This is a genomic window from Xanthomonas euroxanthea (assembly GCF_900476395.1).
Taxonomy (GTDB): domain Bacteria; phylum Pseudomonadota; class Gammaproteobacteria; order Xanthomonadales; family Xanthomonadaceae; genus Xanthomonas; species Xanthomonas euroxanthea.
Genome location: NZ_UIHB01000001.1, coordinates 506,634 through 530,749, shown reverse-complemented (window position 1 = coordinate 530,749; position 24,116 = coordinate 506,634). Strand labels below are relative to the sequence as shown.

Annotated in this window: 17 protein-coding genes and 1 other RNA gene; 8 read left to right on the top strand and 10 right to left on the bottom strand. The window is 67.2% G+C overall.

Features of this window, described 5'->3' with window-relative positions; translation table 11 throughout:
* Positions 1-146: 146 nt before the first annotated feature.
* On the bottom strand, positions 147-1,049 hold the full coding sequence (locus CPBF1521_RS02250; protein WP_102583221.1) for a tryptophan 2,3-dioxygenase: 903 nt from the start codon (positions 1,047-1,049) through the stop codon (positions 147-149).
* Positions 1,050-1,431: 382 nt separating this feature from the next.
* Here CPBF1521_RS02250 and CPBF1521_RS02245 point away from each other — a divergent pair, with 382 nt between their 5' ends.
* The 6 genes from CPBF1521_RS02245 (at position 1,432) to CPBF1521_RS02215 (ending at position 11,557) form a co-directional block, all read left to right on the top strand.
* A complete protein-coding gene (locus CPBF1521_RS02245) occupies positions 1,432-5,019 on the top strand; it encodes a lamin tail domain-containing protein (protein ID WP_115675769.1) in 3,588 nt (1,195 codons plus the stop codon).
* A 177-nt stretch (positions 5,020-5,196) separates the two neighbouring features.
* Positions 5,197-6,285: a pyruvate dehydrogenase (acetyl-transferring) E1 component subunit alpha gene (gene pdhA, locus CPBF1521_RS02240; RefSeq protein WP_104649134.1), complete on the top strand. Its 1,089-nt coding sequence runs from the start codon at positions 5,197-5,199 to the stop codon at positions 6,283-6,285.
* A complete protein-coding gene (locus tag CPBF1521_RS02235) occupies positions 6,278-7,348 on the top strand; it encodes an alpha-ketoacid dehydrogenase subunit beta (protein WP_166766449.1) in 1,071 nt (356 codons plus the stop codon). Before pdhA ends, CPBF1521_RS02235 begins: the two co-directional genes overlap by 8 nt.
* A gap of 1 nt (position 7,349) precedes the next feature.
* Entirely contained in the window at positions 7,350-7,733 is a 384-nt protein-coding gene (locus tag CPBF1521_RS02230) for an SH3 domain-containing protein (RefSeq protein ID WP_104649133.1), read from the top strand.
* Entirely contained in the window at positions 7,730-9,268 is a 1,539-nt protein-coding gene (locus CPBF1521_RS02225; RefSeq protein WP_115675768.1) for a dihydrolipoamide acetyltransferase family protein, read from the top strand. Before CPBF1521_RS02230 ends, CPBF1521_RS02225 begins: the two co-directional genes overlap by 4 nt.
* Before the next feature lie 996 nt (positions 9,269-10,264).
* A complete protein-coding gene (locus CPBF1521_RS02215) occupies positions 10,265-11,557 on the top strand; it encodes a DEAD/DEAH box helicase (protein WP_115675767.1) in 1,293 nt (430 codons plus the stop codon).
* 60 nt (positions 11,558-11,617) lie between these two features.
* Here CPBF1521_RS02215 and CPBF1521_RS02210 read toward each other — a convergent pair whose 3' ends face one another.
* Positions 11,618-11,950 (bottom strand): DUF6172 family protein, encoded by a 333-nt coding sequence (locus CPBF1521_RS02210; RefSeq protein WP_104649192.1) that lies wholly within the window; start codon positions 11,948-11,950, stop codon positions 11,618-11,620.
* A 220-nt stretch (positions 11,951-12,170) separates the two neighbouring features.
* Positions 12,171-12,575 (bottom strand): winged helix-turn-helix transcriptional regulator, encoded by a 405-nt coding sequence (locus CPBF1521_RS02205; protein WP_104649130.1) that lies wholly within the window; start codon positions 12,573-12,575, stop codon positions 12,171-12,173.
* Positions 12,576-12,704: 129 nt separating this feature from the next.
* On the opposite strand from CPBF1521_RS02205, the gene CPBF1521_RS02200 reads away from it, so the two are divergent.
* A complete protein-coding gene (locus tag CPBF1521_RS02200) occupies positions 12,705-13,460 on the top strand; it encodes an SDR family oxidoreductase (RefSeq protein ID WP_164739272.1) in 756 nt (251 codons plus the stop codon).
* Between the two features lie 331 nt (positions 13,461-13,791).
* Here the strand turns inward: CPBF1521_RS02200 and CPBF1521_RS02195 are convergent, their stop codons facing one another.
* The 4 genes from CPBF1521_RS02195 to CPBF1521_RS02180 all read right to left on the bottom strand — a co-directional run bounded on the left by CPBF1521_RS02195 (position 13,792) and on the right by CPBF1521_RS02180 (position 19,678).
* A complete protein-coding gene (locus CPBF1521_RS02195) occupies positions 13,792-14,598 on the bottom strand; it encodes an oxidoreductase (RefSeq protein ID WP_104586297.1) in 807 nt (268 codons plus the stop codon).
* Positions 14,599-14,732: 134 nt separating this feature from the next.
* On the bottom strand, positions 14,733-17,840 hold the full coding sequence (locus CPBF1521_RS02190; RefSeq protein WP_115675766.1) for an efflux RND transporter permease subunit: 3,108 nt from the start codon (positions 17,838-17,840) through the stop codon (positions 14,733-14,735).
* Entirely contained in the window at positions 17,837-18,985 is a 1,149-nt protein-coding gene (locus CPBF1521_RS02185) for an efflux RND transporter periplasmic adaptor subunit (RefSeq protein WP_115675765.1), read from the bottom strand. Before CPBF1521_RS02185 ends, CPBF1521_RS02190 begins: the two co-directional genes overlap by 4 nt.
* Before the next feature lie 75 nt (positions 18,986-19,060).
* Complete coding sequence (locus CPBF1521_RS02180) at positions 19,061-19,678, bottom strand: TetR/AcrR family transcriptional regulator (protein ID WP_115675764.1); 618 nt, start codon at positions 19,676-19,678, stop codon at positions 19,061-19,063.
* An 88-nt stretch (positions 19,679-19,766) separates the two neighbouring features.
* Here CPBF1521_RS02180 and CPBF1521_RS02175 point away from each other — a divergent pair, with 88 nt between their 5' ends.
* Entirely contained in the window at positions 19,767-21,239 is a 1,473-nt protein-coding gene (locus CPBF1521_RS02175; protein ID WP_115675763.1) for an efflux transporter outer membrane subunit, read from the top strand.
* A gap of 139 nt (positions 21,240-21,378) precedes the next feature.
* Here the strand turns inward: CPBF1521_RS02175 and CPBF1521_RS02170 are convergent, their stop codons facing one another.
* The 3 genes from CPBF1521_RS02170 to CPBF1521_RS02160 all read right to left on the bottom strand — a co-directional run bounded on the left by CPBF1521_RS02170 (position 21,379) and on the right by CPBF1521_RS02160 (position 24,043).
* Positions 21,379-21,810 carry a VirK family protein gene (locus tag CPBF1521_RS02170; protein ID WP_115675762.1) on the bottom strand — a complete coding sequence of 144 codons (432 nt, stop codon included), beginning with the start codon at positions 21,808-21,810 and terminating at the stop codon, positions 21,379-21,381.
* 505 nt (positions 21,811-22,315) lie between these two features.
* Entirely contained in the window at positions 22,316-23,725 is a 1,410-nt protein-coding gene (locus CPBF1521_RS02165) for an FAD/NAD(P)-binding protein (RefSeq protein WP_181901074.1), read from the bottom strand.
* Between the two features lie 242 nt (positions 23,726-23,967).
* A non-coding RNA gene (locus CPBF1521_RS02160) (sX9 sRNA) lies at positions 23,968-24,043 on the bottom strand.
* Between the last annotated feature and the right edge of the window lie 73 nt (positions 24,044-24,116).

The window sequence follows — 24,116 nt, the reverse complement described above, 5'->3', positions numbered from 1 at the left end:
CTTGCGTATTCAGTAATGGCTGGGTGCCCGGAGCGTACCCCGGGAGACGCGCGAGGATCACTTAGACGTCATGTACGCGTCAAATTCGCAGGACTCGCCGGCCTGATGGCGGCCGCTCTGCGGGGATGACGACCGTATCGACCCGCTCAGCCCTTCTCAGACTCACCGCGCGCCCCACCCGCCGGCTCACGACCTTCCACGCCCACCGAGGTGCGCACGTCGAACAGCTCCGGGAAGAACGTCAGCGCCAGCGCCTGCTGCAGAAAGCCCACGCCGCTGGACCCGCCGGTGCCGCGCTTGAAGCCGATCACCCGCATCACCGTGCGCATATGGCGGAAGCGCCAGAGCTGGAACTGGGTTTCCACATCGACCAGGTCCTCGCATAGCGAATACTCGCGCCAGTAGCGGTCGGTGTTTTCGTAGATGCGCTCGAACACCGGGCGCAGGCTGTCGTCGGCCACATGCGCGCAGGTCCAGTCGCGGGCCTGGTATTGCGGCGGAATCGCATGCCCGAAGCGCGCCAGGTAGCGCAGGAATTCCTCGTACAGGCTGGGCGCTTCCAGCACCTCGCGCAGCCGCGCCTGCCCCTGCGGGTCGTACGCGAACACCTGCAGCATCTGCGGGTTCTTGTTGCCGAGCAGGAACTCGATATAGCGGTATTGCAGCGACTGGAAGCCGGACGAGGGGCCCAGCACATCGCGGAATCCCATGTACTCGCTCGGCGTCAGCGTTTCCAGCACCGACCACTGTTCGGTGAGCTGGCGCAGTACCTGCTTGCTGCGCGCCAGCACCTTGCGGCACTGCCAGACCTGGTCGTTCTGCAGGTGCACCATCGCTGCGCGCAGCTCGTGCGCCAGCAGCTTCAGCCACAGCTCGGAGGTCTGGTGCTGGATGATGAACAGCATCTCGTCGTGGTGCGCCGGCTCGGACAGGGGCTGCTGCGCCGACAGCAACTGGTCCAGCCGCAGATAGCCGCCGTAGGTCAGCCGCCCCTCCAGATCGGTATGGATGCCGGGTTCCAGGTCACGCAGGTTCTTGTCGACGGGCATGGCAGTGCAGATGGATCGGGCCGGTCAGGGTAGCTCAGTGGCGGGGATTGGGGATTGGGGATTGGGGATTGGGGGAATCGGGAGGCAGGAGTTGCAGCGCGCGGCCTTGATGCATGTCGCGGCAGCGCGCTGCCGTAGAAGCGTCCGGTTTGCCGGGGTGGCCTGCTTGCTTGGCAGCCTGACGATGCCGTGGCGTACGCGACCGGTACTTCACACCTGAAAAATGCTGCAGCGGCTGCGCGCGCGCAGCCGCTGCGCCGGTGTCACCGTATCGTCAACCAAGGTCTGCAAATTCATGCAGAATCGAACGGCGCTGCCGGCCAGGGACGTGGCCGGACCAGGGGAGCGCTTCACGTCTCATGGATCAGGGGACTCTCATCTCATGCATGTGTTGCAGCGTCGTGCAGCCTTACTTCTCTGTGCGCTGGCGGTTGCCGGCCACGCCAATGCCCAGGTCGTCATCAGCCAGGTCTACGGCGGTGGCGGCAACAGCGGTGCCACGTTCCGCAGCGACTTCGTCGAGCTGCACAACATCGGCAGCACCACGGTCAGCCTGGACGGCTGGTCGGTGCAATACGCCTCGGCTGCCGGCAGCAGCTGGCAGGTCACGCCGTTGGCAGGCAGCGTTCCGGCCGGCGGCTATTACCTGGTCAAGCAGGCCGACGGCAGCGGCGGCAGCGTCGCGCTGCCCACGCCCGATGCCACCGGCACCATCGCCATGGGCGGCGGCGCCGGCAAGGTGGCGCTGAGCAACAGCGCGTCCGCGTTGAGCGGCGCCTGCCCCACCGGCAATGCCGATCTGGTCGGCTATGGCAGCACCGCCAGCTGCGCCGAAGGCAATGCGCCCACGCCGGCGCCCAGCAATACGCTGGCAGTGCTGCGCGGCGGCGATGGCTGCACCGACACCGACAACAACGCGGCCGATTTCGCCACCGGCGCGCCGGCGCCGCGCAACGCCGCCAGCCCCGCACGGCTGTGCAGCGGCGGCGGCCAGCCGATCGCCACGCTGGCCGACGTCAGCCAGGCCGAAGGCAACAGCGGCAGCCGCAGTTTCGTGTTCACGCTGAGCCTGAGCCAGCCGGCCGGCGCAGGCGGGGTGAGCTTCACCGCGGCCACCACCGATGGCACGGCCACAGCCGGCAGCGACTATGTCGCCCTGCCCGCCTCCAGCGTCCGCATCGCCGCCGGCGAGCGCAGCGCCAGCATCACCGTGGAGGTGCTGGGCGACACCACGCCCGAGCCCGACGAGACCTTCGCGCTGCAGATCAGCGGCCTCACCGGCGCGTTGCCGGCCACGCTGAGTGCAAACGGCACCATCCTCAACGACGACTTCAGCCTGCTGCCGATCCACGCCATCCAGGGCAAGGGCGCACGCTCGCCGCTGGAAGGCCAGGTGGTCGCCACCTCGGGCATCGTCACTGCCCGTCGCAGCGCCGGCTTCTTCCTGCAGGCACCGGATGCCGAAACCGATGGCGATCCGGCCACCTCCGAAGGCGTCTACGTCTACACCGGCAGCGCACCGCCGGATGCCGCCGCCATCGGCAACCGGGTACGCGTGCAGGGCACGGTGCTCGAGTACGTGCCCACCGCCGACCCGACCCAGCCGCCGCTGACCGAGATCGGCGGCAGCCTGACCGTGCTGTCCGATTCCACCGGCAACCCGTTGCCGATGCCGGTGGCGTTGAGCGCGAACTTCCCCAACCCGAACGGCGCCTTTGATCAGCTCGAAGCGCTGGAGGGCATGCGCGTCACCGCCGCCAGCCTCACCGTCAATGCGCCCACCGGCGGCAGCGTCAACGAGACCAACGCCACTGCCACCAGCAATGGCGTGTTCCATGCAGTGGTGACCGGCCTGCCGCGCGCCTTTCGCGAGCCCGGCGTGCAGTTGCCCGACCCGCTGCCGGCCGGCTCGCCTGCCGGCGTGCCGCGCTGGAACACCAACCCGGAAGTGATCGCCGTCGGCAGTGCCGGCGTGGGCGCCGAACGGCTGGATCTGGCCTCCGGCTGTGTGGTGCTGGATGTCACCGGCCCGCTGGATTACAGCTTCCGCCGCTACACGCTGTATCCGGAACGCACCCCGCAGGTGAACTGCAACGGTGCCGACCAACCGCGCCCCGCACCGATGCCGCAGGCCGACGACGTGGCCGTGGCGACCTACAACATGGAGCGCTTCTTCGACGACCAGAACGACCCGGCGACCGGCGAGCCGGTGCTCACTCCGGTTGCGTTCCAGGCCCGCCTCAACAAGGCCTCGCTGGCGATCCGCAACTACCTGCACACGCCCGACATCCTGGGCACGGTGGAAGTGGAAAGCCTCGGTGTGCTGCAGACGTTGGCTGCGCGCATCAACGCCGATGCCATCGCTTCCGGCCAGCCCGATCCGCAGTACGTGGCCTACCTGCAGGAAGGCAATGACGTCGGCGGTATCGACGTGGGCTTCCTGGTCAAGACCGCTGCGGTCTCGGCCGGCGTACCGCGCGTGGAAGTGGTGTCCATCGCCCAGGAAGGCAAGACCACCACCTGGACCGAACCGGGCGGCGCGGTGAGCCTGCTCAACGATCGCCCGCCGCTGGTGCTCAGCGCCAAGGTGCACCAGGCCGATGGCCGCGTGCTGCCGCTGACCGCCATCGTGGTGCATCAGCGCTCGCTCAACGGCGCCGAGACCGACGATGCGGCCGGCACCCGCATCCGCGCCAAGCGCCAGGCCCAGGCCGAGTACCTGGCGCGCCTGCTGCAGACGCGCCAGCAGCTCGACCCGGCCGAGCAGGTGCTGGTGATGGGCGACTTCAACGCCTTCGAGTTCAACGACGGCTACGTGGATGCGATGGGTACCGTCACCGGCAGGCCGGCGCCGGATGCGCAGACCGTGGTGGGCGGCGATGGCGTGGACCTGGTCAACCCGGACTACACCGACCTGACCTGGTTCAACACGCCCGACCAGAGCTACTCGTACGCCTTCGACGGCAACGTGCAGTCGCTGGACCACATCCTGGCCAACGAGGCGCTGATGCGCGCACCCGACATCGCCTCGCTGTCGGTGGGCCATGCGCGCATCAATGCCGACTTCCCCGGCACCGCGCGCAACGATGCCAATACGCCCACGCGCTTGTCCGACCACGACCCCACCGTGGTGCTGTTGCGCATGACCAAGCAGGTGAACGCGGACGTGCAGGTGGCTGTCACCGCCGCGCGTGACCAGGTGGTCGAAGGCGAGCACATCGACTACACCGTGGATGTCGAAAACCGAGGGCCGGATCGCGCGCCGTTCACTGCGCTGGCGTTGGTGTTCGACCTGCCGGCACGGGCGCGCCTCACTGCCCCGCCGGGCTGGATCTGCCAGAACCAGACCAATGCCACGCAGACCACGTTTACCTGCAATATCCCACTGCTTGCGGCGGGATCTGCGCAGAGTTTTGCAGTGCAACTGGATGCCGGCCCGGACTTGGCCGGACGCACCCTGACCCTGGCCGCCTCGGTCGCCTCGCAGTCGCCCGACCCGCAGCCGGACAACAACACCGACACCGCTGCCGTTGTGGTGCAGGCACGGCCGCAGCCGCGCAGCGACCTGGCGGTGCGGTTCGACGGCCCGGCCAGCCTGCCGACAACAGCGTTCAGCGCCAGCTACCGCGTGCTGCTGGACAACGTCGGTGCCGCGCCGGCGCAGCGTCCCGGCTTGGTGATCGAAGGCAATACGGTGTCTGCGCTGTCGCAGCTGGTGCCGCCGCAGGGCTGGCGCTGCGACAAACAGGTGCAATCGCTGCGCAGTGCCCGCTTCGTGTGCAGCAGCGCGGCGGTCGTGCTGCCGGGCGCGCAGCTGGCCTTCCAGTTGACCGTGGCAGCCAAGCCGATCCCTGCCGACGGCGCCATCCGCGTGCAGGCCAGCGCCACATCGACCTCGCCCGATGCCAACCCGGCCGACAATACGGCGCTGATCGTCACCCCGATCGGTGGAGGCGCAGACCGCCGCTGATCGCAGTGCACCACGTCGCAATTCTGTACTGCGACAAAGGGCGCGGCCTGGTCCGCGCCCTTTTTTTTGTGCAAGCCAGCATCATTGTGTGCTGCGGTGCAGGACAGCTTTTTGCTGTGTGGTCCTTAACATCGCAACTCATATCATTTGAAACTTCTTGGTGAAGGTGTCGCCGCAATGAGCGTAGCCGCGCAGTTCGAGATCGAATATCTGCAATACATGGACGCGGACGGCCAGATCGTCCGCGACGACCTGCCGGCCGACGCCGCCAACCCGCAACAGCTGCTCGCCCTGTTCAAGCGCATGCTGTTCGTGCGCACCTTCGACAGCAAGTCGGTCGCGCTGCAGCGCACCGGCAAGTTGGGCACCTATGCGGCCTGCCTCGGTCACGAAGCCACCCATGTGGGCATCGGCGCGGCGATGCGCAGTGGCGATGTGTTCGCGCCCAGCTATCGCGAGTACGGCACCATGTTCGAACGCGGCGTGCGCCCGCGCGATGTGCTGCTGTACTGGGGCGGCGACGAACGCGGCAGCGACTATCCGCGCGATGCCGATGCGGCGATCGACTTCCCGATCTGCGTGCCGATCTCCACCCAGTGCCTGCATGCGGCCGGTTCGGCGCTGTCGTTCAAGCTGCGGGGCAAGCCGCAGGTCGCGGTGGCCTGCTGTGGCGATGGCGGCAGCTCCAAGACCGACTTCTATGCCGCGCTCAATTCGGCCGGCGCCTACAAACTGCCGCTGATCCTGTGCGTGATCAACAACGGCTGGGCGATCTCGGTGCCGCGCTCGGCGCAGACCGGTGCGCAGACGCTGGCGCAGAAGGGCCTGGCCGGCGGCCTGCATTGCCTGCAGGTGGATGGCAACGACCTGATCGCGGTGCTCGAAGCGATGCGCCAGGCGCGCGCGCGCGCATTGGCCGGCGACGGCGGCACGGTGATCGAGTTCCTGACCTATCGCCTGTCCGATCACACCACCGCCGACGACGCGCGGCGCTACCGCGGCGAAGAAGAGGTCAAGCAAGGCTGGGCGCGCGAGCCGCTGCTGCGCCTGCGCCGCTATCTCACCGCGCAAGGCCTGTGGGACGAGGCGCAGGAAACCGCATGGAAGGCCGAATGTGGTGCGCGCGTGGACGCAGAGGTCAATGCCTATCTCAACACCCCGGTGCAGCCGGTCGAAGCGATGTTCGATTACCTCTACGGCGACCCGCCGGCCGAGTTGCTGGCCCAGCGCGCCGAGGTGATGGCGCAGGAGGCCCGTCATGGATGAGCTCAACCAGTCACACCTGGCTGCGACACAGCAGGCCAGTGCCCCTTACAACGCCGCAGCCACGCGCGGAGAGAGTGCCATGAGTTCGCCCATCACCCTGATCGAAGCCATCACCCAGGCGCTGGCCTGGGAGCTGGAACACGACCCTGCGGTGCTGGTGCTGGGCGAGGATGTCGGCGTCAACGGCGGCGTGTTCCGCGCCACTGCGGGCCTGCAGCAGCGCTTCGGCAGCGAGCGGGTGCTGGACACGCCGCTGGACGAAACCACCATCGCCGGCCTGAGCGTCGGCCTGGCCGCGCAGGGCATGAAGCCGGTGGCCGAAGCGCAGTTCGACGGCTTCGTGTATCCCATGGTCGATCACCTGATCTGCCATGCCGCACGCCTGCGCAACCGCACCCGCGGGCGCCTGCATTGCCCGATGGTGCTGCGGGTGCCGTGGGGCGGCGGCATCCGCGCGCCGGAACATCACAGCGAAGCCAACGAGGCCATCTTCACCAACGTGCCCGGCCTGCGCGTGGTGTTGCCGTCCTCGCCGCAGCGCGCCTACGGCCTGTTGCTGGCCGCGATCCGCGACCCGGATCCGGTGATCTACATGGAGCCCAAGCGCATCTACCGCCAGTACAAAGAAGTGGTCGCCAACGATGGCGAAGCGCTGCCGCTGGATGTGTGCTTCGTGCTGCGCGACGGTACCGACGTCACCCTGGTCACCTGGGGCGCGCAGGTCAAGGAAGCGCTGGAAGCGGCCGACAAACTCGCTGGCGAAGGCATCAGCGCCGAAGTCATCGACGTGGCCACGCTGCGCCCGCTGGACTTCGACACCATCGCCGAATCGGTGGCCAAGACAGGCCGCTGCGTGATCGTGCAGGAAGCCCCGCGCACCGCCGGCTTCGGTGCGGAGATCGCCGCGCAGCTGGCGGAAAAATCGATGTACGACCTGCTCGCACCGGTCGAACGCGTCACCGGCTACGACACGCATATCCCGCTGTTCCGGCTGGAAATGAAGTACCTGCCGAGCGTGGAGCGCATCGTCACCGCTGCCCGTCGCGCGGTGGCTGCCGGCTGACATGCGCGCCCGTCTGCTCTGCGATTACCGCGCCGCGTACGCCAACCCGATCCGCTTCCACGCTGGCCAGCACGTGACCATCGGCGTGCGCGACGAGGAATGGCCGGCCTTCGCCTGGGTCAACACCGGCGACGGTCATGCCGGCTGGGCCCCGGTGGCTTGGCTGCGCCCCCTGGGCGACGGCCAGGCCGAAGCCCTGCGCGACTACGATGCACGCGAACTCGACGCCCAACAGGGCGAGGACGTGTTGCTGCATTACGAACATGGCGGTTGGTGGTGGTCCGAGCGTGCCGATGGCATGCAGGGCTGGCTGCCGGCTGCCGACCTCGAACTCCTCGACGACACCACGCCGCCACTGCCTGCGGCGCAAGAGAACCTGCCATGAGCGAAGCCAAGAATTTCCACCTGCCCGACCTGGGCGAAGGCCTGCCCGATGCCACCATCGTCGAATGGTTCGTCAAGGAAGGCGACAACGTGCGCCTGGACGATCCGCTGGTCTCGATGGAGACCGCCAAGGCGGTGGTCGAGGTGCCCTCGCCGTTCTCCGGCACCGTGACCAAGCTCGCCGGTGCCGCTGGCGACGTGATCGTAACCGGCGCGATGCTGGCGCAGTTCGCGCTGGACGCCTCGCAGCCGCAGCGCGCCGACGGCCAGGACACCGGCCACTCGCATGGCCCTGCACCCACGCACACGCCCAGCACCGGCGACAGCGCGGCCGGCCCGACCACGCGCGTGGTCGCCTCCGACAACGGCGGCGAGATCGCCGACGCCGACGCCAGTGGCCAGAGCGAGCGCGACGACGCCGGCACGGTGGTCGGTGCGATGCAGAGCTCCAACGCGGTGCAGAGCGAACAGGCGATTGCCGTCGGCGGCGTGCGCGCGATGCCGGCGGTGCGTGCGCTGGCGCGCAAGCTGCGGGTGGACCTGGCACAGGTGCGCGCCACCGGCCCGGACTGCACGGTGACGATGGCGGATGTGAAGCAGGCCGCAGCCGCGGGCACCGCACGGCTTTCAGCTGGCGCGCAGGGCGTGTCGACCTCTCCGGCCAGTGGCCGAGGGACCGCCGCTGGCGGCGGAGCGACCGCAGGCAACAACGCGCACCAGTCAGACGGTAGCGTGCATCCTTCGGACAACAACGCGAACCATTCGGACGGCGGCGCGCGTTCCCTTCTCCCGCCTGCGGGAGAAGGTGCCCGCAGGGCGGATGAGGGCACCACCGCCCGCTCGTCGCTGTCGGCCAGCGGCAAGCCGATGCGTACCCAATCGCCCGGCACCAGCGTCAAGGGCCAACCCGAACAGCTCAAGGGCGTGCGTCGCAACATGGCGCGGGTCATGGCCGATGCGCACAGCAAGGTGGTACCGACCACGCTCAACGACGATGCCGACATCCACGCCTGGCAGCCCGGCAACGACGTCACCGTGCGCCTGGTGCGCGGCCTCGTGCGTGCCTGCCAGGCGGTGCCGGCGCTCAATGCCTGGTTCGACGGCGAGGCACTCAGCCGCACCCTGCACCCCCAGGTCGATATCGGCATTGCGGTGGATACCGAAGAAGGCCTGTTCGTGCCCGCGCTGCGCAATGCCGACATGCTGGACGCACACGGCATCCGCGAGAGCGTCAACCGGCTGCGCCAGCAGGTGGAAACCCGCAGCATCGCCGCATCGGAACTCAGCGGCTACACCATCTCGCTGTCCAACTTCGGCATGTTCGCCGGCCGCTACGCCACTCCGGTGGTGGTGCCACCATGCGTGGCCATCGTCGCCGCCGGGCGCGCGCGCTACCAGCTCACCCCGGTGATGGGCGGCGTGGAAACCCACAAGGTGATGCCGCTGTCGCTGACCTTCGACCACCGCGCCGCCACCGGCGGCGAAGCTGCGCGTTTCCTGCGTGCGCTGCTGGACGATCTGGCGCTGGCCAACTAACCCGCGGACAGCAAGACGGCCGGCGCCCACCGCCAGGTGGGCCCGGCAGGTCTTGCGGATCTCATTCGCACGCGACCGGGTCGGCGCTTGCAGTGCACGCGCTGCTTGGGGACCGTTGGCGGCAGGCCACCATGTCGCCATCCATGGACGAAGTCGCGACGTGTCACACGATCGGTTGAGGGCGCCGCGCAGTCGACCCACCGTTTTTTTTCAAGCATCTGACCGCGGCGGAATGACGCCTTGGTCGAAGTAGTGGTCGCTTTGCGTCGTGCCCCGATGAGGCTTGAACACTGCGGATGGATCAGGTGCAGAGCAGCCGATCTGCGGGATTTCTGCAGGGCCCTCGCCTGCCCACCATCGCAGGACACGCCGTGAATCCATCCATGGAGGCTCTTACGCGGCATCCATGCCGCGTAAGGTCCCGCGACGGTGAGCAGGCAAGGACCTGTCGAGAGGGTCGGTGTGTCTAGTTGCAAGCAGCATGATGCGCACAACGTGCGCTGGTCGGATCACCAGGCGTTCGCTCAACTCCCACCATTGCGCCGTCGCAAGCCGAGCGGCAGACAAGCCTCCTACACGCAACCTGCAAACGTCTCGTCTGCCACGCAAGCCGAGCATGCTTTCAGGAAAGCTGCCGACCAACTGTCTGGTGCGGTGCCCTCGCCGATTGCGGGACCGTGTGGCGGCATGGATGCCGCCACCGAGCCCCCAGGGACGGGTTCGCGGCGTGTCCCGCAAGCGGTGAGGGCACCGCGCCCTCGACTCACCAAGCTTTTGACTCAAGCATCCGATCGCGACTGAACAAAACCACTGTTCCAGGTTTCGACTGCTTTATGCGGTGTGCCGCGATGGACGTGGACGGTGGAAAAATGAGCTGCAGAACAGCGGACTGCGGCCTGGCTGCAGGGCCCCTGCCCACCCACCGACGCAGTGCCCGCGGCGGCCCCGCATGGGTCTCACCGACCATTGCAGTGCAAATGCCTGGATAATCAGTCCATGTCATTTGCCCATCTTTCGCTGTCGCCGCAGCTGCAGCCATTCTTCGACACCGCGCTGGCACGCGCCGGCCACCACACGCCCACGCCGATCCAGCAGCAGGCGATTGCGCCGATGCTGCAGGGCCGCGATCTGATTGCGATGGCGCAGACCGGTTCGGGCAAGACATTGGCCTATGCGCTGCCGCTGCTGCAGCAACGCTGCCTGGCGCCGGATGTTGCCCCGCGCGTGCTCGGCGCGCTGGTGCTGGTGCCCACGCGCGAACTCGCCGCGCAGGTCGAAGACACCTTGCGCCAACTGGCCGCGCATCTGCCGCGGCGGCTCAAGATCGTTGCGGCCACCGGCGGCAGTTCGATCAATCCGCAGTTGCTTGCCCTGCGCGGTGGTGCCGATATCGTGGTCGCCACGCCCGGCCGGTTGCTGGACCTGGTGGATCACAACGCGCTGCGCCTGGGCGAGATTGCCACGCTCGTGCTGGACGAAGCCGACCGCCTGCTCGAACTGGGCTTCGGCGCCGAGCTCGATCGCATCCTGGCCCTGCTGCCGGCGCAACGGCAGAGCGTGCTGTTCTCGGCCACGTTTCCGCCCGCCATCGCCTCGCTGGCCAAGCGTCGCCTGCGCGACCCGCTACGCATCACCGTCGATGCCACCCCGGAAGCTGCGCCTGCGATCGAACAACGCGCGATCGCCGTCGACGCCGGCCAGCGCACGCAGCTGTTGCGCCACCTGCTGCAGGAACACGGCTGGTCGCATGTGCTGGTATTCGTCGCCAGCCGGCACACCGCCGAGAAAGTTGCCGAAAAACTCACCAAGACCGGCATCAATGCGCAACCGCTGCATGGCGAACTGAGCCAGGGCCGCCGCGAGCGTACGTTGCATGCCTTCAAACAGCGCGAGCTGCAGGTACTGGTGGCCACCGATCTGGCCGGGCGCGGCATCGATATCGATGCGCTGCCGGCAGTGGTCAATTACGACCTGCCGCGCTCGACGGTGGACTACACCCACCGCATCGGCCGCACCGCGCGCGCAGGCGCCAGCGGCCTTGCGATCAGCTTCATCACCGCAGAGAGCCAGCCGCAATGGCGCCTGATCGAAAAACGCCAGGGCCTGCGCGTGCCCACCAGCGTGGTTGCCGGTTTCGAGCCGACCCTGGCGGCAACTGCGCCTGCGACGCAGACGCCAAATGTCGGCACGCGCGCTCCGGACGACAACGGCGGCATCAAGGGCAGGCGGCCGAGCAAGAAGGACAAGCAACGCGCAGCGGCCGCGACGCAGGCTGGCAAGCCCGACTGACAGCGGGGCGTGCCACCTGACGCGCCGTCGTCACGCGAAGGTGGACGGTGCGACGATGCCTCAGTCCTGCTCGAAATCCAGCTCGCCGCCCGGCGCGTTGTCGCCATCCGCACGCGGGGTACGCTTGCCGGGCTTGCGCAGGATTTCCACGAAGAACTGTTCGCCACCTTCGCTGGTGAGCGCATTGATCGAGCGGATCAGCTCGGCCGGCGGCAGCGGCGCGGCACTGGCCTCGTCCGCCCCGAAGCGCATGTCGAAGTCCCAGTAATCCGCGCCTTCGGGCAAATCCTTGCGGCGCTCGCGGCGGATGTACTTGCGGATATCGTGCTTGCTGGACTCCAGCAGACGATCGCGGTTCTTGCCTTCGAGGTTGAGCTGATAGGTCTTGCGCATGGCGACATCGGTTGGGAACTGGCCGCCTATTGTGAGGCCATGCGGCCAGTCTGGGTGAATCGCCGGCCATTGGCGTGGACCGAGCAGGCACCTGCGTGTGCATGCGCTCGATTGCGTGGTCGCGTTCGTGCCGGGGGGCACGCCGATGCCAGGCAGCACCATGTGCAAGCTTCTGCCACCTCAACTCGTCACCGCGCACACGTGCATCAGCCGCAGTCCCTCACCCCACCGTTGCCGTTGCCGGCGCCAGCGCTTGCGTGCCCGCGACGAACGCCTGCTCGGCCGCAATCACCTCATCGGCGTGGTCCTGGCACCAGTGCAGCAGCGCCATCATCGGCGCTTCCAGGGTGTCGCCCAAGGGCGTGCGCCGGTATTGCACGGCCACCGGAGACGAGGAAATCACTTCCCTGCTGATCAAGCCGATCCGCTCCAGCCGCCGCAGCGCTTCGGTCAGCGACTTGTGCGTCACCCCGTCCAGTTGCCGCTTGATCTGATTGAAGCGCGTCGGCCCGTTGCACAGCACCGTCATGATCATGATCGACCACTTGTTGGCGATCGGCTCCAGCACGGTGCGGATATCCGAGATGCGATAGAGGTCGCAGGGCGCAGCGGTTTCCTCGGCCATATCTAGTTACCTCAAAGTGCGTAATTGAAACTAAGTATAGGATGGATATCATCTCGCCGGTACTGAAAACCGACTGGACGCGGTATCGCCGCGTCCAATCCCGTATCGACAACCAGCGAGAGACTGTCCATGTCAACGAATGAGCTCCACGGCAAAGTGGCCCTGATTACCGGCGCCTCCAGCGGCATCGGTAGCGCAACGGCCAAGAAACTCGCAGCGGCAGGAATGAAGGTGGGCCTTGCGGCGCGTCGCATCGACCGGCTGCAGGCATTGAAGGCAGACATCGAGCAGGCGGGCGGCCAGGCCGTCGTGCTGGAAATGGACGTCGCCAGCAAGGACTCGGTCGCTGCCGGCGTCGCAGCACTGATCGCCGCTTATGGCGCCATCGATGTGCTGGTCAACAACGCCGGCATCATGCCGCTGTCCAGCATCGATGACTTCCATACCGACGAATGGGAACAGATGATCGATGTCAACGTGAAAGGCGTGCTCAACGTGGCCGCAGCGGTGCTGCCGCAGATGATCAAGCAGCATTCCGGCCATGTCTTCAATACTTCCTCGATCGCCGGGCGCAAGGTCTTTGGCCAGGGATTTGCGGTGTACTCGGCGAGCAAGTTTGCGGTGACCGCGTTCACCGAAGGCCTGCGCATGGAAGTCGGCAAGAAGCACAACATCCGCGTCACCAGCATTCAGCCGGGCATCGTTGCAACCGAGCTTCCGGCACAGACCACCAGCGCGGAATATCAGGCAATGATGGCCGGTTATGCCGGCACGGTGCGGATGCTGGATCCGATGGATATTGCCGACACCATCCTGTTCGCAGCGCAGGCACCGGCGAACGTCAATATTGCCGAAGTGTATGTGTTACCCACCGACCAGGTGTAACGGATGCTCGACCACTCCATGCAGCCGGCTCCCCGGCGGCATGGGGCACGCGACGCTTCGGAGCAGCTAGCAAAACCCCTGTGCGCACCGCCACCCGGGCGTGGCCGGTGCTCGAAATCGGTGCGTTGGTTATCGCTCGGCACGCGGTTGACCTAGCCGCCGCTGCCAAGCGGTGAGGGGTCGCCTCACATGGGTGGGGCGACTCACGCAAGGCCGGCGATGGATAGGCAGTGCGTGGCGACTGCAGGCACCCCCCGCATCTGCCCGGCGACGCGCAGTGTTTGTCGATGCGCAAGGTGTCACGCATCCACCCGCAGGCGCGCTGCGTGCGTCAGCTCAGCCCAAGCTGCTTGCGCAAACTGCCATCCACCGCACTGGCGGGCATGAACCGGCGCAATTTGCTCAGCAGCGATGCCTGGCCGGGCGGGGTGCGACGCATGCGCCACTTGCCCAGTGCGGCCTCCACCACGGTGGTGGCCACGTCCTGCGGTCCCGGCGCATTGTCGATGTAGCCGGTGACCGCACGGCCGACCATGTCACGTTCGCGGTCGTACTCGGCGATGGTGCTCTGCGCCACCGGCGAATTGCTGCCCAGGCTGGTCTTGGTGTACGCCGGTTCTACCAGCGTCACCCGGATGCCGAACTGGCGCAGCTCGTGGTCCAGCGTTTCCGACAGCCCTTCCACCGCGTGCTTGGAGGCGGCATACACCCCCATGTACGGTGCCGGCAGGAAACCCAGCACCGAGCTGACATTGACGATGCGCCCCCGGCGCTTGTCACGCATGTGCGGTGCAACTGCCTGGACCGTGCGCAAAATGCCCAGCACGTTGGTATCGAACAGCACAGCAGCTTCTTCGGGGCTGGTTTCCTCCACTGCGCCGATGAGGCTGCTGCCTGCGTTGTTGACCAGCACATCGATGCGGCCGCTGCGGCCGACGATACCGTCGACGGCGCGCCGCACCGAGGCAGCGTCGCGGATATCCATCTCGACCAATTCCACATTGGCCAGCGGCGCGGCGCCGGAAAGCGCGCGCACGCTGCCGTAGACGGTGCAGCCGCGCTGGGCGAAGCGCTCTGCGGCAACGCGGCCGATGCCGGAGGACACACCGGTGATCAGCACAACGGACTGCTGTTGCATGGTAATTCCTTTATCTATGAGGGAAGAGCGCCGGCCAGGTGCGCAGCCGTTGGCGGCGCGCGGATCGAACGCGAGGATGACAAGCGCCCTATAGCCAAAGGCGACGGCAGCATGGCCGCCGTCGCCCATGGCACTCAGGCGTGCTGCGCAACCGCCGCGGTGCTGCTGCTGCCGTTGCCGTTGCCGGTATCGGGGCGGATCTTGAACCAGATCGAATACATCGCCGGCAGGAACACCAGCGTCAGGATCGTGCCGGCCAGGGTGCCGCCGATCAGCGTGTAGGCCAGCGTGCCCCAGAACACCGAGTGCGTGAGCGGGATGAACGCCAGGATCGCCGCCAGCGCGGTCAGGATCACCGGCCGGGCGCGCTGCACGGTGGCTTCCACCAGGGCTTGGAAGGGGTCCAGACCCTCGGCCTCGTTGTGGTGGATCTGCCCGATCAGGATCAGCGTATTGCGCATCAGGATGCCCGACAACGCGATCAGGCCCACCAGCGCATTGATGCCGAAGGGTTGCTGGAACAGGATCAAGGTCGGCACCACACCGATCAGGCCCAGCGGGCTGGTCAGGAACACCATCACCATCGCCGAGATCGAGCGTACCTGCAGGATGATGATCAGCAAGGTGGCCGCCAGCATGATCGGGAACAGCGGCAGCATCGCGGTGGTCGCCTTGCCGGATTCCTCGATGGAACCCGCCTCCTTGATCTGATACCCGCTGGGCAGTTTTTCGATGATCGGCTGCAATTGCTTGGTGATCACGGCCGAGACATCCGGCGGCTGCAGCTGGTCGTCGACATCGCCGCCCACGGTGATCGTCGGCACGCGATCGCGGCGCCGCATGATCGGCTCTTCCATCCGCACATCCACCTTGCCCACCTGCGCCAACGGCACGCGCTGGCCATTGGCGCCGGCCAGGGTGAAGTCGGCGATGCGCGCCGGATCGAAGCGCGTGTCGCCGGCCGAACGCGCCATCACCTGCACGCTGCGGATATCTTCGCGCACCAGCGTGACCGGCACGCCACTGAGCAGGAACTGCAGCTGCTGGGCCACGGCGGTCGAGGTCAGCCCCACTGCCTGCAGGCGGTCCTGGTCCAGGATGAAATGCAGCGTGGGGGTGCGCGTGCCCCAGTCGGTGTTGACGGTGCGCAGCATCGGGCTGTCCTGCATCACCTGCCTGACCTGCGCGGCGATGCCACGCAACACCTGCGGGTCCGGCCCGCTGACCCGGTACGCCACCGGGAACTGCGAGTACGGGCCGAAGGTGAGCTGGGTGACACGCACGCGTGCTTCGGATGCGAGGCCTTCGGAAATGGCCTTGCGCAAACGCAGCTTCAATGCATCGCGTTGGTGCTGGTCATCGGTGCGGATCACGATCTTGGCAAACGAGGGGTCCGGCAACTCCGGGCCCATGGCCAGGAAGAAGCGCGGCGCGCCCTGCCCGATGTAGGCGGTGATGATCTTGGCTTCGTCCTGCCTGGCGAGCCAGGCTTCGACCTTGGCGGTGGCCGCGCTGGTCTGGTTGATCGAGGTTCCGTACGGCATCTGCACTTCGACCAGGACTTCGGGGCGATCGGAGATCGGGAAGAACTGCTTCTTGACGATGCCCATGCCAACGATCGCGAGCACGAACAGCCCCACCACCGAGCCGGCCACCAGCCATTTGCGCGCGATGACGCGCCCCAGCGCAGCGCGGAAGCGGTTGTAGCGCGGCGTGTCGTACATCGCGGCGTGGCCGCCTTCGATCTTCTTCAGATCCGGCAGCAGCTTGACCCCCAGGTAGGGCGTGAACACCACCGCCACCACCCACGACACGATCAACGCAATGCCCACGATCCAGAACATGTTGCTGGTGTATTCGCCAGCGGTGGAGGCGGCAAAGCCGTTCGGCATGAAGCCGACGGCGGTCACCAGCGTGCCGGACAGCATCGGCGCGGCGGTATGGCTCCACGCATAGGCCGATGCGGCGACGCGGCTGTAGCCTTCCTCCATCTTCACCACCATCATCTCGATGGCGATGATGGCATCGTCCACCAACAGGCCCAGCGCCAGGATCAACGACCCCAGCGTGATGCGGTCGAAGTTCTTGCCGGTGGCCAGCATCACCACGAACACCGCCGCCAGCGTCAACGGCACCGCCGCCGCCACCACGATCCCCACGCGCCAGCCCATGCTGACGAAGCACACCAGCATCACCACCAGCAATGCGACGAAGAACTTGGTCATGAACTCGCCGACCGATGCGTCGATGTTGACCGCCTGGTCGGTGACCTTGCTCAAGGTCATGCCCAGCGGCAGCTCGGCATTGATCGCGCTGACTTCGCTGTCCAGCGACTTGCCCAGATCCAGCCCGTTCCAGCCATCGCGCATGATGATGCCCAGCAACAACGCCGGCTCGCCGCCGCTGCGGATCATGAAGGTGGACGGATCCTCGTAGCCGCGCTTGACCGTGGCGATATCCGACAGCTTCAGGGTGCGGCCCTGCACCACCAGCGGGGTGTCGCGAATCTTCTGCAGGCTGTCGAGCGCACCATCCAGGCGGATGAACACCTGCGGCCCGCGCGTTTCCACCGAACCAGCCGCATTCAAGGCGTTCTGCGCATTGAGCGCGGCAAACACATCCTGCGGGCTGATGCCCAACGTGGCCAGGCGCTCGTGCGAGAACTCGACAAAGATGCGCTCGGGCTGTTCGCCGATGATGTTGACCTTCTTGACGCCCGGCACGTGCAACATGCGTTGGCGCAGGGTCTCGGCATCGCGCGCAAGCAGGCGTTGCGGCTCGCCCTTGGCCTTGAGGGCGAACAGTGCAAAGGTGACGTCCGCATATTCGTCGTTGACCATCGGCCCGATCACGCCGGCCGGCAGGTTGCCGACTTCGTCGCCCACCTTCTTGCGTGCCTGGTAGAACTGCTCCTGCACCTGGCTGGGCGGCGTGCTGTCCAGCAAGGTCAAGGTGGTGAACGCAAGGCCGGGGCGCGTATAGGTTTCGCTGCGGTCGTACCAGCGCAGTTCCTGCAGGCGCTTTTCGAGTTTCTCGGCCACCTGGTCCTGCATTTCCTGCGGCGTGGCACCCGGCCAGGCAGTCACGATGGTCATCACCTTGACGGTGAAGGCCGGGTCTTCGGCGCGGCCCAGCTTGAGAAATGCGACCAGGCCGGCCAACGAAATCAGGAAGATCAAAAACAGCGTGATCGAGCGCTCGCGTACCGCCAGTGCCGAGAGATTGAATCGGCCCTCGCTCACGGCTGCGCTCCTGCCGTGGACGCGGTTTTGGCGCCGGTCGCGCTGCCATTGGCAGGCGCGATCGTGTTGGCGACCCGCACCCGCTCGCCGTCGCGCAACAGGTGCGCGCCCAGCGCGACGATGCGCTCGCCACGCCCCAGCTTGCCGGCGACATTGGCATGGTCATCGTCCAGGCCCAGCACCGTCACCGGCCGCCAGCTCACCCGGGTCGGGTTGCCGGCGATGACCCACACGCCTGGCCCCTTGCCGGCATCGAACACCGCGGCCAGCGGGACCTGCAGGCCGGCCTGGGTGCCGGTGGCGGTGCCGGCAGGCACGCGGACGCTGACGGTGGTGCCCAGCGGTGCCTGCGCCAGCGCGCCGTTGAGCACGTACCGCGCCTCGAAGGTGCGGGTGAGCCGGTCTGCGCTCTCGGAGAGCTGGCGCAAGGTGGCCGGCACGCTGACCGCGGCGTTGCCGAACAAGGTGGCCTGGGCCACCGAGCCAACCTGCGGGCGCAGGGTTTCCGGCAACTGGATCACCGCCTCGCGCGGCCCGGCATGCGCCAGGCGCACCACCGGCTGCCCGGCAGCAACCACCTGGCCCGGCTCGACCAGGGTCTCCATCACCACCCCGTCGGCATCGGCCAGCAGGTCGGTATAGCGATTGGCATTGCGCGCGACAGCGGCCTGGGCCTGGGCGGCGCTCAGCTGCGCCTTGGCCGCATCGGCGGCCGCCTTGATCTCGTCGTAGGCCGAGGCAGAGATGGCGCCGGTGCCGCGCAGGTCGCGATAACGGGCTTCATCTTCGGCGGTCTGCAGGGCACGGGCGCGGGCAGCGGCCACCGCATCCTGCTGCGCACGCGCGGCCAGTTGCAGGTCCACCGGGTCGATGCGCATCAGCGGCTGCCCACGCTTGACGCGCTGGCCGGCATCGACCAGCCGCTCGGATACCTTGCCGGCGACGCGGAAGCCCAGGTCGCTCTGCACCCGCGCGGCGACGGTGCCGGAGAAACTGCGCGCGCCTGCGTCGGCGTACGCGACAGTGGCCACCCGGACCAGCGGCGCGGCGGTCCGCGGGTCAGCAGGAGCATTGCCTCCGCAGGCGCTCAGCGCCAGCAGCAGAACACACAGAAGGGCGAAGGGAATCGGGAGGCGCGGCAGCATGGTCGTCTCAAAGCGAGCTGTTGATGGCTCGCATCTTGAGACTTGTGACCAAATCAGTCAATAGTCACAAACGAACTATGGCGCCAGACTGCGCAGTACCAGACTCGACAACAGCGCCGGGACCTCTTCGGCGTACTCCAGGCTGTGCTGCAGTAGCAGCGGATTGATGTATGGCCGCATCATCAGGTAGATCGCCCGGCTCGCCTCGTCCAGCGGCGTCTTTCGCTCGAAGTCACCACTCAGACGCCCCTCCACCAGGATCTCCTGCAGCAGCGCCTGCAGCTGCGCTTCGTAGACGAGGACCGTGGGCCACCGCTCGATCGAGGCAGACGTGGCAATCTCGTACAGCTTCGGTCCGCGTGCGTGCAGGCGCAGGCTTTCGTTGACTACCACCTTGAAAAGACTGCGTAATTTCTCCTGCGGCGTCGTTGCCTGGGCAACGGCCGCGGCCGTCTCGAGCTTGATTTCCTGCAGGCACTGGCCACAGATGACTTCGCCGATGGCCTGCTTTGAGGCGAAGAACTTGTAGATGTAGGCCTTGGAGAATCCAATCTCCTTTGCCAGATCGGACACGGCGGTCTTTTCGTAGCCATAGCGACTGAAGTGGTCGGCTGCTGCGGCCACGATCTGGTCGCGCACGTCGTGATCGACCGGGCCCCGGCCCGCAACTGGGTAACTGGATGCTTTGTTCATTTGGACAGCTTAGCGCTGTCGTCCCCGACTTACAAAAGTGACCATTTCGTATTACAGTCACTCACCGTTTCGCCATTTTGGTCTCCTCATGCCACTCCGCACCCTTGCAGCGCTTATTGCCGCCAGCCTCGCCGCAGGTTGTGCGGTCGGCCCCGACTACGCCCGCCCGGACGCGCCCGTGCCGGATCGCTACCTTGGCCAGGCCGCCGTGGCTGAACGCCAGGCCACCGTGCAGGCCGACCTGGCCACCTGGTGGACCGGCTTCAACGACCCGGACCTGAGCCGCTACGTCACCCAGGCGCTGGCGCAGAACCTGGACCTGGCCCAGGCCACCGCACGCGTCACCCAGGCCCGCGCCGGGCTGACTGCCGCCACCGCCGCGCTGCTGCCTTCGGGCAACATCAGCGGCAACGCGGCCCGCGCCTACCAGTCGCTGGAAACGCCGCTTGGCCAGGTGCTCAGCAGCACGCCCAACTTCGACCGCTATGCCAGCACCTACGAAGCCAACCTGGGCGCGAGCTGGGAACTGGATCTGTTCGGCGGCCTGCGTCGCGGCCGCCAGGCCGCCCTGGCCGACTACCAGGCCAGCGAAGCCGGTGCCGCCGCCACCCGCCTGGCGGTGGCGGCGCAGACCGCCGATATCTACATCAGCATCCGCGGCCTGCAGGCCCGGCTGGAGGTGGCCCAGCGCCAGGTCGCCACCCAGCAGGGGCTGGTGTCGATGGTGACGCTGCTGCATGGCAAGGGACTGGCGCCCGAGCTGCAACTCCACCAGGCGCAAGGCGCGCTTGCGCAGGCGCAGGCGTCGGTGCCCGGCATCGAAAGTGGCCTGGTCGCGGCGATGAACGCCCTGGACGTGATGTTGGGTGTGCCGCCCGGCACGCACCGCGCGGAACTGGCCGCCACCAAGCCGATTCCGCTTGCACCGCAGATCGCCGCCACAGGCACGCCCGGCGACCTGCTGCGCCGCCGCCCCGATCTGATCGCCGCCGAACGCAGGCTGGCAGCGTCGAACGCGCGCATCGGCGTGGCGATGAGCGAGTACTACCCCAAGTTCTCGCTCAGCGGCCTGCTCGGCAGCGCCACGGCCATCTCCGGCGGCAACCTGTTCACCGGCGATGCCGCGCAGTCGTCCGGTGTGCTGGGGCTGCGCTGGCGGCTGTTCGACTTCGGCCGCATCAATGCGCAGATCGCCCAGGCCAAGGGTCAGGAAGCCGAGCAACTGGCGGCGTATCGCCTGGCGGTCCTGCGCGCCACCGAGGACGTCGAAAATGCATTCATCGCGCTGGTCAAGCGCGAGCAGCAGGCCGCGGTGCTGTCGCAGGGAGTGGAGGCGCTCGGCAAGGCGCGTGGCGCCTCGGCCCTGGCCTATAAGAAAGGCGCGGTCAGCCTGATCGAAGTGCTGAATGCCGACGACACGCTGCTGCGCGCGTCCGATGCGCAGGTGCAGGCGCGCACGGATGCAGCGCGCAGCGCAGTGGCCACCTTCAGGGCGCTGGGCGGAGGCTGGCAATCCAGCGCCGCCGAGGCGGTGGCAGTACAGCAGTCGTCACCGCGGTGACGTGACCCAGGCAAGACCCGAGCATGCAATCGCCAGCCGCGGCGATTGCATGGCATCGGCACGCGGCCCGACCGCTGCAGGCAGCAGGGCAACGCGATGGCGCTGCACTGCAGCCTGCAGCCGTCACGGTGCAGCGCGCTCAATCGGCGTGGAAGCGGATGCCTTGATTGATCGTGCATTGATACGCCAGCACCGGCCCACGTTGCTGCAGGCCCGGCAGGTCGTACATGTAGGTGGTGAAACGCACACTGCCATCCGGGCGCAGTTGGTAGCGCATGAACTGCTGGATCGGCTTGCCGTCGTTGGCCACGGTGAAGTGCGAACCGGAGAACGCGGCGGTGCCGTCTTCGGTGATGCGGTACGCCTCGATATGGCGGCCGCCACGGGTCTGCGTGACGGGCGTGCCTTCTTCGGGTGTGCAGCGGCCAAGGTCGGTGGTCAGGCTGACGTCGTAGCCGGATTCCAGGGCTGCGAGCACTTCAGCACGGGTATTGAGCGATTCGCTGGCCCAGGCGGGCAGCGCACAGGCGCACAGCGTGGCGAGCAAGGTGGCGGGAGCAAGACGGGGCATGGCGAACTCCAGGCGGACGGGGGAATCAAACGCCCTGGACGGTCATCGGCCCAGGGCGATCACCATGACCTAGTCCTGTCTGCACCGCTGCGCTGCGCTACGCATCACGCGGCATGATTGCGCTGTTTGGCGAAGCCCGCACGCAATTGCCGGATGCGGGCTATGCCCGTGCGCGCAGAGGCTGCTTGCAGCGTGATCGGGCGTCTTCCGCGCCAGAAAAAATGACAGGGGAAAGACGGCACACGGCAGACGGTATGCGCATCACGCAAGTGTCCGATGCACGCGTAACGCGCTGCGCGGGGTGCCGGTCACGCCCCAGTCGCGGCCAGGTCCGCTCCTACGGCTGGCGCGTCGACCGGAATGACCTTTTTCAGAGAATCCTCTAACCACACGAGGCTGCGCGGGCGCGCCACCTTCTCCCGATGCGAGAAGGGCTAGAACCCGCGATCGTCGAAGCTTCAACGCCCGGCCGTCCGTAAAAACGTCGGAATGAACGCACATCTCGCTACAAACGCCCATTGACCTCGCGCGGCACCTGTTCCGGCTCTGGCTGTAACGCCGGCATCGCCCCCAGCAACAGACGTTCTGCCAGGGCGCGCGTGGCCACGCGCAACTCCGGCACGGCAGTGATTTCCCAGTAGCGCCCACGCAGCAGCGGGCCCACGCAATACAGCCCCGGCACGATCTGCCCGGCACCGTCGCGCACGCGCAGTTGCGCATCAGTGTCCACGCCCAGGCCCAGCGGGTCGGCACGCAGCAGCCCGGCTTCGCGCATGCCGGCGATCAGCGGGTCACTGGTGCGGTCGATATCGGTATCCAACCCTGTGGCGCGGATCACCGCATCGTAATGAGCGGTCTGCGCGTCGGCCGATCCACGCGGGCGGATCACCGCCTCCACACCATCGGGCACCCAACGCGCACGCAGCAGCCGCGCTGCAACGATCTGCAGCTGCCCCGATTCCTGCAATTGCGCCAGCTGTTCCGCCGCGCCCGGCGCAACCCGATGCCGCGCCACTTCCCAATACGGGCGCAGATGGCGCAGGAAGCGCGCACGCTGCGACAATTCCAGCCGCTGCCACAGCGGTTGCAGATGCGGGCGCAAGGCATCCACCACGCGTCGCCAGTCGTCGACCACGGCGCTCAGCTGGCGCACGCCGCGCAGCAGGCCGCGCAGGTCGGCATCCTTGAGTGCGCGCTGCAGATGCGGCGGCAACTCCAGCGCCGCGCCCGGCTGGCGCAGATGCGCCTGCGGCGCCAGGCCGCGCCGCGAAATCGCCAGCAGGCGACCGCGATGCCCGCGCGTGTGCAGGGTCAATGCCACGTCCACCATGGTCAGCCCGGTGCCGACGATCAGCACGTCGTCGTCCGGCGCCAGGCGCGCCAGGGCATCGCCCTGCCACGGCCAGCCGATATAGCGCGGATGCACGCTCAGCCGAGGGCCGATGCCGGCCAGCGCCTGCGGCTGTAATGCGCCCACCGCCAGCACCACCCGGTCGCTGTGGAAGGCGTCACCATTGGCCAGGAATACGCGGAAGCCCTGGCGTGCACGCTCCACTGCTACCGCTTCCTGCGACAGCCGCACGATCGACGCCTGCGCGCCACTGACCGCGGTATCCAGCTCGCTGCGCAGATAATCGCCATAGGCAAGCCGCGGCAGGAATTCCAGCCGCCCGCTATCGCCCAGGTGCAAGGTGTCGGCGAAGGCGCCTGGCGCCTGCGCATCAATTCCCAGGTCCTTGGCGCGCACGTTGAGCAGGTGCTCCGGCCGTGCGGCGCCATAGGCGATGCCGCTGCCGAAGGTGTCGGCCACGCCGACCAGGGTGATGCGCACCTGCGCATCGGCCGTCTGCGCCAGTGCACGGACCAGCGCGGTGCCGCAAAAGCCGGCACCGATGACGGTGATATGGGTTTCCATGTGCAACTCCCACTGAATGACCCGCACGTTTTGCCCGCAGCGCGATGCAAGCGTGTAAACAAATGGTTAGTAGCGAACAACCGAAAACGCATGAGCTGATCATGCTTGGTGATGAGGCTTGCGTCGCAAGCCGCGCGCACACCGTGTGGCACGCAGATGACAGCGCACGCGACCGCAGACAGGTGCCGGTGCATGGCTTCCAAGCTGGCGCATAGCGCAGTGCTGCGCACCACCATTAGGGTGACTGACAAAACGTAGCGAGCAATCGCTCGGGACGTGTGGACGGGCGCTCAGAACCTGAGTGTACGCGTGGCACATGGCAATTCCGGGCACCGGCCGCGCGCGCCTGGGGATGAGCGCAGTAGATCGCCAGCCCGCTACGCGCGCTGGC

Coding starts and splice junctions, on each gene's coding strand:
- CPBF1521_RS02185 (WP_115675765.1), bottom strand. CDS start 18,985: ATGCTGCCGCGCCTCCCGATTCCCTTCGCCCTTCTGTGTGTTCTGCTG.
- CPBF1521_RS02215 (WP_115675767.1), top strand. CDS start 10,265: ATGTCATTTGCCCATCTTTCGCTGTCGCCGCAGCTGCAGCCATTCTTC.
- CPBF1521_RS02230 (WP_104649133.1), top strand. CDS start 7,350: ATGCGCGCCCGTCTGCTCTGCGATTACCGCGCCGCGTACGCCAACCCG.
- CPBF1521_RS02200 (WP_164739272.1), top strand. CDS start 12,705: ATGTCAACGAATGAGCTCCACGGCAAAGTGGCCCTGATTACCGGCGCC.
- CPBF1521_RS02175 (WP_115675763.1), top strand. CDS start 19,767: ATGCCACTCCGCACCCTTGCAGCGCTTATTGCCGCCAGCCTCGCCGCA.
- CPBF1521_RS02210 (WP_104649192.1), bottom strand. CDS start 11,950: ATGCGCAAGACCTATCAGCTCAACCTCGAAGGCAAGAACCGCGATCGT.
- CPBF1521_RS02195 (WP_104586297.1), bottom strand. CDS start 14,598: ATGCAACAGCAGTCCGTTGTGCTGATCACCGGTGTGTCCTCCGGCATC.
- CPBF1521_RS02165 (WP_181901074.1), bottom strand. CDS start 23,725: ATGGAAACCCATATCACCGTCATCGGTGCCGGCTTTTGCGGCACCGCG.
- CPBF1521_RS02235 (WP_166766449.1), top strand. CDS start 6,278: ATGGATGAGCTCAACCAGTCACACCTGGCTGCGACACAGCAGGCCAGT.
- CPBF1521_RS02250 (WP_102583221.1), bottom strand. CDS start 1,049: ATGCCCGTCGACAAGAACCTGCGTGACCTGGAACCCGGCATCCATACC.
- CPBF1521_RS02205 (WP_104649130.1), bottom strand. CDS start 12,575: ATGGCCGAGGAAACCGCTGCGCCCTGCGACCTCTATCGCATCTCGGAT.
- CPBF1521_RS02245 (WP_115675769.1), top strand. CDS start 1,432: ATGCATGTGTTGCAGCGTCGTGCAGCCTTACTTCTCTGTGCGCTGGCG.
- pdhA (WP_104649134.1), top strand. CDS start 5,197: ATGAGCGTAGCCGCGCAGTTCGAGATCGAATATCTGCAATACATGGAC.
- CPBF1521_RS02225 (WP_115675768.1), top strand. CDS start 7,730: ATGAGCGAAGCCAAGAATTTCCACCTGCCCGACCTGGGCGAAGGCCTG.
- CPBF1521_RS02180 (WP_115675764.1), bottom strand. CDS start 19,678: ATGAACAAAGCATCCAGTTACCCAGTTGCGGGCCGGGGCCCGGTCGAT.
- CPBF1521_RS02170 (WP_115675762.1), bottom strand. CDS start 21,810: ATGCCCCGTCTTGCTCCCGCCACCTTGCTCGCCACGCTGTGCGCCTGT.